Source organism: Anaerococcus lactolyticus ATCC 51172, from assembly GCF_000156575.1.
Taxonomy (GTDB): Bacteria; Bacillota; Clostridia; order Tissierellales; family Peptoniphilaceae; genus Anaerococcus; species Anaerococcus lactolyticus.
Map to the genome: position 1 here is coordinate 113,734 of NZ_GG666047.1, position 13,671 is coordinate 127,404.

Here is a 13,671-nt window from a genome sequence, read left to right on the forward strand (position 1 = left end):
TCAGACCTTTGGTCTGACTTTTAAATTGCAAATTTAAAAAATATTAAAGATTTATGGTAGGATTAAATGAAATAATGAAAAATTTGTAATATAAAAGGGGCTGCTTGTGCAGTCCCTTTTGGTTTATGGTTCAGGATTTTCTGGTTTTTCTCCTTCTGCTTTTGGTTCTTGACTTTGAGCATCTGGCTTATCAGACTTATCTTTGTCTTTTTTATCCTTGTCCTTATCTTTGTCTTTGTCTTTTTCCTTATCTTTTTCTTCATCATCCTCTCCGTCCTCTTCTTCACCAAGGTCTGAATAGGTCTTTGGAACTCTGTGTTGCCAATCTCTTGGGATGATATTGCCAAAGTTTGCTGGATTGTAGTTGCTCTTTGGATTGATGAAGGATCTGGTTGTTACAAACTCTTCTGGGGTCTTATCACTTACTAGGAGGTTGTTTCTAGAGTCGACTGTTGCCCATTCGTGAACATCGTCTTGTTCTGTTGGTTTATTCTTTGGTCCGAATATTTCTGTCCTGACTGTACCTCTTGGGTCAGCGTAGGAGATTTCGGTTGGAAGCATACCACTCATGGTATCAACTTTCATGGACACAATTCCTTTTGGTTGTTCAAATTTTAAAGCCTCACGACCTTCTAGGATTTTGTTGTTGATTACATTCCACATAAGGGCAGCTCTTTCAGCAGAGGAACCTGTAAGTGATATGTTTTGATCATCACAGCCCATCCATATACCAACTGTGTAGTATGGGGTGTAGCCTAGGCACCAGAAGTCGTTGTAGTCGTCTGTAGTACCTGTCTTAGTAGCAAAGTCAGTTCCATTTAGGAAGATATTTCCATAAAACTTACCGGCATCTTGAAGGGCAGATGTGATTTGGTAAGCTGTCTCTGGGCTTGTTACATCGTGGGTAATCTTATCCTTATCTTCAAATAAGACCTTGCCTGTTGAGTCAACTATTTTTGAAAATGTAAGTGGTTCTATATATTTACCACCGTTGGCAAGGGCGGCGTAGGCTCCTGTCATATCTAGGGCTGTCATTCCATTTGTCATGGCTCCAAGCCCCATAGCTGCGAGGTTTTCGTCGTTAGTATTTTTATTTTCCTCGCTAGTTACAAAATTATCTTTGCCGTCTTCTTTGATTATGCCAAAGTTTTTAAGATATTTTAAGGATGTATCAATGCCAACCTTGTCAAGGGTCCTAACAGCGATTGTATTTATAGATAATTTGAGAGCTTCTCTAAGAGGCTTAACGCCCATGTAGTAGCCATAAACGTTGTTTGGCCATGGCTTATTATTTTCATCCATCATAAATGGTACATCGTCAATTCCTGTTGCAAGGTTAAAACCATTGTCCAAAGCAGGTGTATAAGTTGCAAGAGGTTTCATAGATGAACCTGGTTGGCGGGGTACGGATGAGGCCCTGTCTAAAATTCTTTGTCCTTTTTGATCACGACCACCCATTATTGCCTTTATATGACCAGTCTTTTGGTCGATAATAACGCTGGATGATTGGGGTTGGATGACACCTTCTAGGTCCATATCATAATAGTCTTTGCTGATTGAAAAAGTTCCGTCATCGTAAGACTTTATGAATTTTTCATTTTCATCTAAGTATTGTTTGGCTATTACAATATTATCTTCCTTGTCTAGATAGATATTTTTATTTGACCCGAGGTCAACAAAACCTGACCTGTGAGTTCTTAGGTTCCTATTTTCATCATCTAGAGAATAGTAGTTTCTAAAAACGAGTTTGGTCTGATCAAGGAAGGCCTTCTTAGATGTAAGGACTATATTTCCCTGATCATCTTTGTGGGCATCGTCAGCTGATAATCTAATGTCATTATTTTCATTAAGGAAATTGCTCTTAGCATAGTAGAGTAATTTGCCTGAAGAATTTACAATGTTTCCCCATTTATCATATTTCATATTAAGAAGGGGAGGAGTGTTCCAACCAGAAGTATTGCCCATAAGGTAGGATGAAAAGTTTGCATAGATATCTTCAAGATTCTTTTGCATTTGCTGGTCTAGGGTGGTTGTTATCTTAAGTCCTCCATAGTAGAGCCTATCCCAGGCTTGGTTTTCGCTCATATCTTGTGTTTCCATAAGTTTGGCTACTACTTGTTTTTCAAGAAGGGAATTGAAATAAGAAGTGATTTCTGTATTGGCTCTTTCTGCTGGTTCTATTGATTTAGCAATATTAAAGCTCTTGGCTTCTTCCATCTCAGCTTCACCTATATAGCCGAGCTCGTACATCTTATCAAGGACATAAGATTCCCTCTTAAGAGGCGCTTCGTTAAAAACTGCCGAATACTTTGTGCCATCTATAGAAAATTCTCCTAAAACTTTTTCGTCAGTTATTTCACTAGTTTTAATTGACTTATAAAGAGAATATTCAGATGGAGATTGGACAATACCTGCAAGGGCTGCGCATTGGGCAAGGTTTAAATCTTTTACGTCCTTGTTAAAATAAGTATTGGCTGCCGCTTGGACTCCGTAGGAATTTTGTCCCATAAAGACTCTGTTAAGGTAGGCACCTAGGATTTCCTCTTTTGAAAGGTGGTCCTCAATTTCAAGAGCGAGGTAGATTTCCTTTATTTTTCTTTGATAGGTTTGATCATTTGTAAGGTAGGTATTTCTTGCAAGCTGTTGGGTAATGGTTGATCCACCCCTTACAATGCCACCTGCTCTTAGGTTTTCAAACATAGAGCCGATTATAGAAATTACGTCTATACCCTTGTGGTCATAAAATCTTTCGTCTTCTACAGCTACAAAGGCATTTTTCAAATTATCTGGTATTTGGTCATAGGGTACTATTTCCCTAAACTGACTAGTTGCAATTGCATCAACCTCATTGCCATCTTCATCAACGACAGTCGAGTTTTGACTCATTTCGTATTTAATTGCATCTGCATCTATTTTTGGTGCAGTCTTCATAACTTCAAGGATAGCTCCTCCTGTTATGCCTGCAAAAACTATCATAATAGATCCTAAAAAAAGTATTACTATAAGCAAGATTTTTATTATGATAGAGGATATTTTTTTAGTCATGTGGCCTCCGTTTAATTCTAATTTTTATACTTACTTCTATTTTATCATTTTTAATCAATAAGTTCCATCCTTTATTAAATTTTAGATAAAAGTATAATATCTTAGAAAGGATTTTTATGCAAGAAGTAATACAAGTCAACGTCCTTGCGAAGGATGACGACGAAGAAATAAAAATATATGAATTAGAATCCCTGATTAATACTGCAGGAGGCAAGTCAGTTGCCTTTGTAAGTCAAGTTGTAAATAAGGTCAATCCGAGATTTTATATTGGCAAGGGTAAGCTTGAAGAAATTAGGGATTTGGCTGATAAATTAGAAGTGAAAACAATAATATTTGATGTAGAACTATCGGCCAGTCAATTATACAACCTAGAAGAAGAGTTAAAACTCAAGGTTGTTGACTGGACATCTTTAATTTTAGATATTTTTGCCCAAAGGGCTCACACTAAGGAGGCAAGGCTTAAGATAAAACTTGCCCAACTAAAATACCAACTACCAAGGATTAATAAGTGGTTTGCCTATTTGTCACGTCAGGCAGGTGGTATTGGTACTAGGGGTCCGGGTGAGACCATGCTTGAGACCGATAGGAGAGCTATTGAAAGGGATATTAGGTCCTTAGAGAAAGCCCTTAAGGATATAGAAAAAACTAAGCGTATAAATAGGAAATCAAGAGATAATATTTTTAATATTTCCTTGGTTGGCTATACAAATGCAGGCAAGTCTACAATTTTAAATGGTATGATGAGACTTTTTGGGTCAGAAAAATATGTTTATTCTGATGACCTTCTCTTTGCAACACTTGATACATCAACAAGACGCCTAGATTTTTCAAACACTAAGGTTACCCTAACTGATACAGTAGGTTTTATAGACAACCTCTCCAAGGAATTAAATGATTCTTTTTTGACAACTTTAGAAGAGATTAAGTTTGCTGATATGCTTCTTATCGTAATTGATGCTAGTCACAATATTGACGGACAACTTGCAACAATTGATAAGTCCTTAGATGAAATCGAATTGGATGGTAAGCAAATAATTTATGTTTTCAATAAAATGGATAAGGTAGAAGATGTGACTGCAACAAGCTTATACAAAAGGGAGTACGAGAGAATATTTATTTCTGCTAAAAATGACGAGGACCTTCATAATTTAAAAAATGAGATAGTAAAAGTCATCAAAGAAGAATATAGAGAAGTAACCATGCATATTCCTTTTGATAAGGGAGCAGTCCTAGATTATTTTATGACTAATTATGATATATTAAAAACAGATTATGATAATACTGGTACTATAATTAAGCTTGAGATAAATAAGGGAGACTATGGCAAGTATGAATCCTATATCGACAAATGATTATAAGACAATAAAGGGAACTGTAGTTTCTGAGTTTGAGGTAGAAAAGTCTGTCTTTATCACAACTGCCAAGCACGTTGAAAGCGAAGATGACGCTCTTAAGTTTATTGATGAAGTTAGGGGAAAATACAAGGATGCAACCCATAATTGCACAGCCTATATTATCAACCAAACACCAGTTATAAAAAGATATAATGATGATGGTGAGCCCCAAGGTTCGGCAGGACTTCCTATGTTATCTGTCCTTGAAAAAGAGGAAGTGACAAATGTGGCGGTGGTTGTAACAAGGTATTTTGGAGGAAAACTTCTTGGCAAGGGCGGATTAATTCGTGCCTACACCAAGGGAGTTGCTGACACAGTTGGACCAAATGCCCTTTACAAGAGAGACTATTTGAGAGTAGAATTAATTTTGTCTTATAATATCTTAGGCCAAATAGAAAATTATTTGAATGAAGAGAAATACCAAGTGATTGATAAGTTCTTCACCGATGAAGTGAAAATCGAACTTTATGTGAGGACTGATAGGTATAATAAGTTTTCTTCAGACCTAATAAATATGACAAGTGCGAATATTAAAATAAATAAAAAAGAAGAGCTTATGCTCTATGAAGTGAGGAGTTAATAATGTCTGGACATAATAAGTGGAGTAAGATTAAGAATAAAAAAGGTAGTGAAGATGCCAAAAAAGGAAAAATTTTCACTAAGCATGCTAGGAATATAACAGTAGCTGCTAGGGAAGGTGGACTTGATCCTGAGTACAATGCAAGCCTTAAGACTGCAATAGAAATGGCTAAAGCAGATAATATGCCAAACGATAATATAGATAGAGCCATTAAAAAAGCGAGCGGCGAAGCAGGTGGAGATAATTTCGAGAGGATAATCTATGAAGGTTATGGTCCAGGTGGAGTTGCCTTTATAGTTGACTGCTTAACAGATAATAAAAATAGGACTGCACCAGATGTAAGGCATATATTCGATAAGTTTGGCGGAAATCTTGGTACAGACGGATCTGTAATGTTCCTCTTTGAGAAAAAGGGAGAAATTGTTGTAAATGGTGAAGGCAAGGACTTTGATGAATTTATGATGGATGCCCTAGAAGCAGGTGCAAGTGATGTAGATGACATTGAAGAAGGATATTTTCAAGTCCTTACAGAAGTAAATGACTTTAATGATACTGTAGAAAAGCTTAGAGAAATGGGATATAAAATAGAAAAAGCTAACGTTTCTTACCTAGCAAATGATATCGAAGTAGATCCTTCTCACCACGAAAAACTTTTCAAATTAATAGATGCCCTTGAAGACAACGACGATATCCAAGAGGTTTATTACAACTGGGCTAGCCCAAGCGAGGAATAGGATGGAATTTAATATTGATAGGGTTGCCTTTTCAATCTTTGGCCTAGATGTCTATTGGTATGGGATAATTATTGTAAGTGGGATATTGATTTCAAGTATTTTTGCAAAAAAAGAATTTGAAAGAAGAGGATTTAAGGCAGATATAGTCGATGATATCCTCTTTACCATCTTGCCAATAGGAGTAATCGGTGCGAGACTTTGGTATGTCATTTTTGAATGGGACTATTATGGAGCCCATCCAAAAGAGATAATTGACATCAGGGGTGGAGGACTTGCCATCCAAGGTGGAATTATTTTTGGTCTAATTGCCTTGTATATTTTTAGCAAGGTTAGGGATATACCTATGATAGACCTTACTGATATTCTAGCCCCATCTCTTGTATTTGCCCAGGCTGTTGGCCGTTGGGGAAATTTTACCAATGCTGAAGCTCATGGCTATCCAACAGATCTTCCATGGGGGATAATTATAGATGGAGTTAAGGTCCACCCAACATTTTTTTACGAATCTCTTGGCGACTTTTTGATATTTTTATTCTTATATTTTTATAGGAAGAAAAATCCTGCCAAGGGTTTTCAAGCAGGGATGTATTTTTTAGCCTACGGTATAGTGAGATTTTTTGTGGAAGGTTTAAGAACTGATTCACTTTATGTATTTGGTTTAAGAACAGCCCAACTAGTTTCGATAGTATTTATAATAGTGGGCATAGCTTTATTAATTTTTGCTAAGCAAAAAAATCTCCCACCATATTTTTATAAAGAAAATAAAAAGCAGAAAGAAGACAGAATTATAAGATTTAAATGATATAAAGAATCTGACCAGTTTTAAAAACTGGTCTTTTTGTTTGCTTTTTTTTAATAAATAGGATAAAATAAAGATGAAGTGGAAGAATGTGGTAAAAGGTGGTAGAGAATGTTCCTAGGTGAATATGTTCATAAATTGGATAATAAAAACAGAATTATGATACCTAGCGACTTTAGGGAAGATCTTGAAGGATATTTTTATCTTACAAAGGGACCGGAAAAATCCTTGGTAGTCTATACCGAAGATGAATTTCAAAAAAGATCAGAGGCCCTGGACCAACTTGTTTATGAAAATAAGAAAAATCGTGCTATAAAAAGACTATTTTTCTCATCCACTGTCAAAGTCGCCCTTGATAAACAAGGCAGGATTTTGATTAACAAATCGTTAAAGGACTATGCCGGTATCTCAGATGAAGCCATATTAATAGGCAATAATACCACTATAGAAATATGGGATAAGAAAATTTGGGATGATTACATTAATGAAGTCGAGGTGAATTTATCCGACATTATGGATGAATAATATGAAATTTGAACATACACCTGTTCTCTATAGGGAATGTATAGAAAATTTAAATATTAAACCTGACGGCATTTATGCAGACCTAACCTTGGGTAAGGGAGGACATTCTAAGTTGATATTAGAAAAACTTTCTGCCAAGGGATTATTAATAGGCATAGACCAAGACAAAGCTGCCATTGAAGCTGCATCAGAAAATCTTAAGGACTATGACAACAAGGTTTTTTTTAACACTAACTTTGAAAACATAGGCAAGGTTCTAACTGAAGCTGGTTTTAATAAAATTGATGGTGCTCTAATGGACATAGGCGTCAGCTCATATCAAATAGATAATCCAGAACGTGGTTTTTCATATATCCATGATGGACCTCTCGATATGAGAATGAATAGGCAAAATGAGTTAACAGCGGAAAAAATTGTCAATGAATGCTCTCAGGATGAGCTCACAAGGATATTTTTTGATTATGGGGAAGAAAGATTCTCCAAGGCTATAGCAAAAAATATTGTAAAAGCTCGCGCAAACGAAAGAATTAATACCACTTTCAAACTCCGAAATATTGTTATGAAATCTGCGAGATTTACGGAAGTCCATCCTGAAAAAAGAGTATTTCAAGCTCTTCGTATTGAAGTAAATAGGGAGCTTGACGTCCTAACAAAAGCAATCGACACAATAATAGATTTTATTGATAAAGATGGCAGATTAGCTATAATTACTTTCCATTCTTTAGAAGATAGGATAGTTAAAAATAAATTTAAGGACCTGGCGACAGGATGTATATGTCCACCAGAAATTCCAGTATGTGTATGTAACCATGTGGCTAAGGTAAAAATTATTACCAAAAAGCCTATTACTGCAAAGGCTGATGAATTAAGGGAAAATTCCAGGTCTAAACCTGCGAAATTAAGAGTATGTCAAAGGATATGATATGGCTGAGCGTTTTGAAAAAAGACTAGTAAAAAATAAAAATAGGAATCGTGTTAGACTTAAAGTTAAAGAAAGACCAAAATTAACTAGGGCTAACCAGATTGAAAAAACTAGGAAAAGGGATAGGAATGTAAAATACGCTATTTCTTTTATTGCTTTTGCTTTTATTGCTACTATGGCAACTTTCTTAATTATTAAAAGAATTAACTTGTCAAATGACAGATTTGAGTATAATAGACTACAGGCAGAAATTGTAAGCTATGAACTTCAAAGAGATAGGTTGCAAAATAATCTTGATGAAGCTATTGATCTTAACAGTATTCAAAGATATGCTATCGAAGATTTAGGAATGGTTTATAAGAAAAATAATAATTAACTGCCGTTAGGATTTATTATGGATAACATTTATTTAATAACAATAATTGGCATTTTTTTGAGTATGGGACTTGGGGAAGTCATAATTCCCATACTTAAAAGGAAAAAAATTGGACAAAATATTAGAAAAGTAGGACCACAAAGTCATATGGCAAAAGAAGGCACGCCTACCATGGGTGGGGTGATATTTATTATAGTTGCCTTAGTGATGAGTGTGCTTATGCTACCAAGAAACTTAGAAACTTTAATTTTAATAGTGTCTATGGTTGGATTTGGGGCGATTGGTTTTATTGATGACTTTAGAAAACTTGTCCTCCACCAGTCAGAGGGGCTGAACCCAAGACAAAAATTAGTTTTACAATTTATTTTAGCAGGGGTCATTACAATCCTTGCTTACTTTAATGACAAAGACTCTATAACTAGACTTTTAATACCTTTTACGGATTATTACCTACCAGTCTCAGTGCTTGGTCTTCCTATAATGATTTTTATAATCGTAGGAACAACAAACGCTACAAACTTAACTGATGGTCTTGACGGACTATTGGTTAGCGTATCTATTCCAGTTTTTGTAAGTCTTGCTATAATAGCAAAGACAGGTACAAATCTATTATTTTCTGTGATTATGTTAGGTGCGATACTTGGATTTTTAATTTACAATTCTAATCCGGCCAGCGTATTTATGGGAGATACTGGATCAATGGCGATTGGTGGAGCTGTAGTAGCCCTTGCCATTAACCTAAAAATACCAATATATCTTGTGATATTTGGTGGAGTTTATGTGATGGAGACCTTATCTGTAATTATTCAGGTAATTTCATATAGGTATAGGAATAAGAAAAGAGTATTTCTTATGACTCCTATCCATCATCATTTCGAATTAAAAGGTTATAAGGAGCAAAAAATTGTAGTAGGATTTATGGTTTTATCCACAATTCTATGTCTAATAAGTTTGGTGGCAATACTATGAAAAAAGTTTTAGTTTATGGACTCGGTGTAACAGGTATATCTTCAGTCAAAGCTTTGGATAAGCTAGGCTATGAGGTTTACACCTATGATAAAAATAAAAAGAATATTGATGAACTTGAGGGCTATAAGTATAGCCCTATTTCTGATGGAAAATTTGGAAAATATGACTTTGTTTTAAAGTCTCCTGGCATTAAGCCAACAGATGATATTGTACAAATTCTAGAAAAAGATAATGAAATAATTTCAGATATAGAAGTAAGTCAAAGATTATTTCCAGATAGGGAAAAAATTGCTATTACTGGCACAAATGGAAAGACATCAACAACTTCTATGGTTGCCCATATTTTAAATGAGTGTGGCAAGCCTGCTTACGCTGTTGGAAATATTGGCGAGGGAGTATTGTGGCAGATGTATGAGAAAAAAGGTGTTTTTGTAGAAGAACTTTCTTCCTTCCAACTCCACGATACACAGGCTTATAAACCTCATATCGGAGCCATTTTAAACATCAAAGAAGACCACATAGATTGGCATGGCTCCTTTGATGATTATATCAATAGCAAGTTAAAGCTTGCAGCAAACCAAGATCAAGGAGATTATCTGGTTATAAACCACGAAGATGAAATAAGTCAAAAACATATTAAGGATTTTAAAGCTCAAATTTATGAGTTTTCAAGTCAAAATATAGTTGACAGGGGACTTTTTCTTGAAGGCAATAAAATTTGTCTTAGGAACGGTGGCTGTGTAATTGAAGAAATTCTCGATGTTAGGGACTTATCTGTTATAGGTCGCCACAATTATGAAAATGTCATGGCAGCTATTCTCCTTACTTATTTGTATGGCTTGAATTTATCAGAAATTATAAAGGCTATAAAGACTTTTAAGTCGATTGCTCACAGGCTTGAGTACGTTAGGACTCTTTCTGGAATTGATTTTTATAATGATTCTAAGGGAACCAATGTAGATAGCTCTGTAAAGGCGATTGAAAGTTTTGATAGACCTATACTTATTATAGCAGGTGGCTATGATAAGCATATTGATTACACAGATTTTGTGAAGGCCTTTAGGAAAAATGGCAAGCTTATGGTTATAATGGGAGCTACTAAGGAAAAATTAAAAGCCTTGTGTGAAAAATATGATATAAAATATATTTTAGTAAAAGATATGAATGAAGCCATAAATACTGCCTATTCTAAGGGCGAAAATGGCGATGTAGTTTTACTTTCTCCTGCTAGTGCTTCTTGGGATATGTATAAGTCCTTCGAAGTTAGGGGAGATGAGTTTAAGGACCTTGTAAATAGATTGGAAGAAAAATGCGAGTAATTTTATCAGGTGGCGGCACAGGTGGTCATATTTATCCAGCCATTGCTATTGGCCAAAAAATTAGGGAAGAAAATCCTGATGCTGAAATAATTTATGTAGGTATCAAGGGTGGCCCAGAAGAAAAAATTGCAACAAAAAACGGCTACGAATTTAAAGCTATTGACGCTATGGGCCTTCCTAGAAAAATAAATAAAAAATTATTTAAGGCCATTGTTAAAAATATAAAAGGTTTTAGGGAAGCTAAAAGCATAATTAAGGAATTTAAACCAGATCTTGTAATAGGCACAGGTGGCTATGTTTGTGCACCGATTTTATACCAAGCAAGTAAGGCAAAAATACCTTCTATTGTCCATGAATCTAATTCTTATCCGGGAATGGCATCTAAGTTTTTGTCTGGGAAGGTAGATAAGGTTTTGATTTCATACAAAGAAGCCGCCAAGCATTTTAAAAACCAAGCAAATATTGTAGTAACAGGTAACCCTGTTAGGAATAATTTTTCTTTGTCATATACTGACGACGATTTAAACAAACTTGGAATTGATAAGAATATACCGGTTGTATTTTCCTTTGGTGGGTCAAATGGGTCTTTTGCTTTAAATAAAGCGGTAATAGAGATGAGTAAGGATTTAAATGGAGAATTTTTCCTCCTTCACCAAACAGGATCAAGGTATTTCGATGACTTTTTAGACAAATGTCATGCATCTAAATACATCAAGGCCTTTAAATACATTGATAACATTGACCTTTTTTATGCTGTTTCAGACCTAGTTATAGCTTCAAGTGGGGCTATGAGTCTTGCAGAAATTTCATCAGTTGGCAAGCCTTCAATTTTAATACCAAAGGCCTACACTACTGAAAACCATCAAGAGTATAATGCTCGTACCTATGTTGATCATGGTGCAAGTCAAATGATTTTGGAAAAAGATTTGACTGGTGCCTACCTAAAGACACAGATAATGAGTATAATAAAAGATGAGGAAAAAATTAAAAGTATGGGGGAGAAAGCTTGCGAACTTGCTGATAATAATGCCTTAGATAAGATTTACCAGCAGATTGAAGAGCTAATATAGATGAATAATAAAAATGACGATAGGTTAATAAAAAAAGGATCTAGAGTATTTAGTAAAAAATATATAGCCAAAAGACACAATAAGGAAGAAGAAACTGGTTCGAAGCTTTTTGTTTTTCTGTTGGTTTTGGCTTTTTTCTTAGGGATTTTTTATAATGTTTTCACTCATCCGTTTATGAAAATTCAAGACATTTATATAAACGGTAATAGGGTGACAGAGGATACTGAGATTATAAAAAAATTGAAGTCACCTCTTGGAAAAAATATTTTATTATATAATCCAACTAAATACGAAAAGGATATAGAAAGTCTTGAATATGTGAAGGGTGCTAAGGTAAGGAAGGTGTTTCCTAAAATTTTATCAGTGAAGATAGAAGAAGATTTTCCGATGTTTGCTGTTAAAAAATATGGCAAGGAAATCTTGATTACTAATAATGGTATTATAACTGATAAAAAGCCTTTTAGTAAAGATGCAAAGTTTATTAATATAAAGGTAACTGGACTTGAGACAACGATAGGAAAGAGCTTTACATCTTCAAAAGCTATATTGGAATTTATAAACGAATTACAGGCATCTTCTCTTATAGGCAATATAAGCCAATTAAATTTGGAAAATAAGCTTGATATTGGTATAATGATACAAGATATTGAGGTTAAGTTTGGCGATTTAAATAATATTTCTTATAAAATTAAATTGCTAGAAAAAGTCTTACAAGACGTTAGAAACAAGGGACTAGAAGCAGTAAGCATCAACTTAAACAACGGAGACAATCCTCTTGTGGTTGTTAAATAAAAGTCTTTTAGTAAAAATCTTAATAAGTAGAATGAACAATGGGGGATTTTATGGCAAATATTAACATTGATATGGATAGCAACTCTTTAGCTAAGATTAAAGTTATAGGAGTTGGTGGTGGCGGCAATAACGCTATCAGCAGAATGAGAGACAACGGATTATCTGGTGTAGAGTTTTTAGCACTAAATACAGACTTACAAACTCTTCAAGAATCAAACGCAGATATTAGACTTCAAATAGGTGAAAAACTAACTAGGGGTCTTGGTGCTGGTGCAAATCCACTTGTTGGTGAAAAGGCAGCAGAAGAATCTAAGGGTGAGATTGAAGAAGCTATTAAGGGAGCTGATATGGTATTTATCACTGCCGGTATGGGCGGTGGTACAGGTACAGGTGCTGCTCCAATCGTAGCTCAAGTTGCTAAAGAAATGGGCATCCTAACTGTAGGCGTTGTTACAAAACCATTCACTTTTGAAGGTAGAAAAAGAGCTACTCAAGCAGAAGCTGGTATAGAAAAACTTAAGGAAAATGTAGATACTCTTATTACAATTCCAAATGATAGACTCCTACAAATCGTAGAAAAGAGAACATCAATGGTAGAAGCCTTCCAAATGGCTGACCAAGTTCTTATGGATGCTGTAAGTGGTATTTCAGAATTAATCGCAGTACCTAATGTAATTAACCTTGACTTTGCTGACGTTGAATCAATTATGAGCGACCAAGGTATGGCTCACATGGGTATAGGCAGGGCAAGCGGTGAAAATAGAGCTGTTGATGCTGCTAAGGCTGCAGTTAATTCTCCTCTACTTGAAACAAGCATTGATGGTGCAAATGCTGTTCTTCTTAATGTTACAGCTGCAGAAGTCGGCTTAATGGAAGCAAATGAAGCAGCAGAATTAATTAGAGAGTCTATAGACTCAGATGCTAATATCATCTTTGGTGTAGGCCAAGATGAATCCCTCGGTGATGAAATAAAAATTACTGTTATTGCAACTGGTTTTGATAATAATGGTAAGGTTAGAAGATCAGATAGACCTTCAAATAGGGCAGATGAACTTAGAGCTCCACAAAGAAATAACCAAGCAAGCCAACAAAGAAGATCATCAAATCCTTTTGATGATATAGATCTTCCAGATTTCTTAAAATAAT

The 13,671-nt window shown here is 35.1% G+C and carries 13 protein-coding genes; 12 read left to right on the top strand and 1 reads right to left on the bottom strand.

Annotated elements, in window-relative coordinates; genetic code table 11:
• Positions 1 to 123 precede the first annotated feature (123 nt).
• A complete protein-coding gene (locus tag HMPREF0072_RS07145; RefSeq protein WP_004828776.1) occupies positions 124 to 3,045 on the bottom strand; it encodes a transglycosylase domain-containing protein in 2,922 nt (973 codons plus the stop codon).
• 116 nt (positions 3,046 to 3,161) lie between these two features.
• Between HMPREF0072_RS07145 and hflX the strand changes: the two genes are divergently transcribed.
• From hflX to ftsZ, 12 genes are all read left to right on the top strand, one after another.
• Positions 3,162 to 4,397 (top strand): GTPase HflX, encoded by a 1,236-nt coding sequence (hflX, locus tag HMPREF0072_RS07150; protein WP_004828777.1) that lies wholly within the window; start codon positions 3,162 to 3,164, stop codon positions 4,395 to 4,397.
• Positions 4,375 to 5,019 (top strand): YigZ family protein, encoded by a 645-nt coding sequence (locus HMPREF0072_RS07155; RefSeq protein WP_004828778.1) that lies wholly within the window; start codon positions 4,375 to 4,377, stop codon positions 5,017 to 5,019. The genes hflX and HMPREF0072_RS07155 overlap by 23 nt, the downstream gene beginning before the upstream one ends.
• Positions 5,020 to 5,021: 2 nt before the next feature.
• A complete protein-coding gene (locus HMPREF0072_RS07160) occupies positions 5,022 to 5,753 on the top strand; it encodes a YebC/PmpR family DNA-binding transcriptional regulator (RefSeq protein WP_004828779.1) in 732 nt (243 codons plus the stop codon).
• 1 nt (position 5,754) lies between these two features.
• The gene (lgt, locus tag HMPREF0072_RS07165; RefSeq protein WP_004828780.1) at positions 5,755 to 6,555 is read left to right on the top strand and encodes a prolipoprotein diacylglyceryl transferase; all 801 of its coding nucleotides are present in this window, start codon (positions 5,755 to 5,757) and stop codon (positions 6,553 to 6,555) included.
• A gap of 108 nt (positions 6,556 to 6,663) precedes the next feature.
• Positions 6,664 to 7,077 (top strand): division/cell wall cluster transcriptional repressor MraZ, encoded by a 414-nt coding sequence (mraZ, locus tag HMPREF0072_RS07170; RefSeq protein ID WP_004828781.1) that lies wholly within the window; start codon positions 6,664 to 6,666, stop codon positions 7,075 to 7,077.
• Between the two features lies 1 nt (position 7,078).
• Entirely contained in the window at positions 7,079 to 7,999 is a 921-nt protein-coding gene (gene rsmH / locus HMPREF0072_RS07175; protein ID WP_039931255.1) for a 16S rRNA (cytosine(1402)-N(4))-methyltransferase RsmH, read from the top strand.
• Position 8,000: 1 nt separating this feature from the next.
• Positions 8,001 to 8,375 carry a hypothetical protein gene (locus HMPREF0072_RS07180; RefSeq protein WP_004828783.1) on the top strand — a complete coding sequence of 125 codons (375 nt, stop codon included), beginning with the start codon at positions 8,001 to 8,003 and terminating at the stop codon, positions 8,373 to 8,375.
• Between the two features lie 18 nt (positions 8,376 to 8,393).
• On the top strand, positions 8,394 to 9,344 hold the full coding sequence (mraY, locus tag HMPREF0072_RS07185; RefSeq protein ID WP_004828784.1) for a phospho-N-acetylmuramoyl-pentapeptide-transferase: 951 nt from the start codon (positions 8,394 to 8,396) through the stop codon (positions 9,342 to 9,344).
• Positions 9,341 to 10,663 carry a UDP-N-acetylmuramoyl-L-alanine--D-glutamate ligase gene (murD, locus tag HMPREF0072_RS07190; protein WP_039931227.1) on the top strand — a complete coding sequence of 441 codons (1,323 nt, stop codon included), beginning with the start codon at positions 9,341 to 9,343 and terminating at the stop codon, positions 10,661 to 10,663. The genes mraY and murD overlap by 4 nt, the downstream gene beginning before the upstream one ends.
• On the top strand, positions 10,654 to 11,733 hold the full coding sequence (gene murG / locus HMPREF0072_RS07195) for an undecaprenyldiphospho-muramoylpentapeptide beta-N-acetylglucosaminyltransferase (protein WP_004828786.1): 1,080 nt from the start codon (positions 10,654 to 10,656) through the stop codon (positions 11,731 to 11,733). The genes murD and murG overlap by 10 nt, the downstream gene beginning before the upstream one ends.
• Positions 11,734 to 12,525: a cell division protein FtsQ/DivIB gene (locus HMPREF0072_RS11335; protein WP_004828787.1), complete on the top strand. Its 792-nt coding sequence runs from the start codon at positions 11,734 to 11,736 to the stop codon at positions 12,523 to 12,525.
• A 50-nt stretch (positions 12,526 to 12,575) separates the two neighbouring features.
• Complete coding sequence (ftsZ, locus tag HMPREF0072_RS07205; RefSeq protein ID WP_039931229.1) at positions 12,576 to 13,670, top strand: cell division protein FtsZ; 1,095 nt, start codon at positions 12,576 to 12,578, stop codon at positions 13,668 to 13,670.
• Position 13,671: the final 1 nt, after the last annotated feature.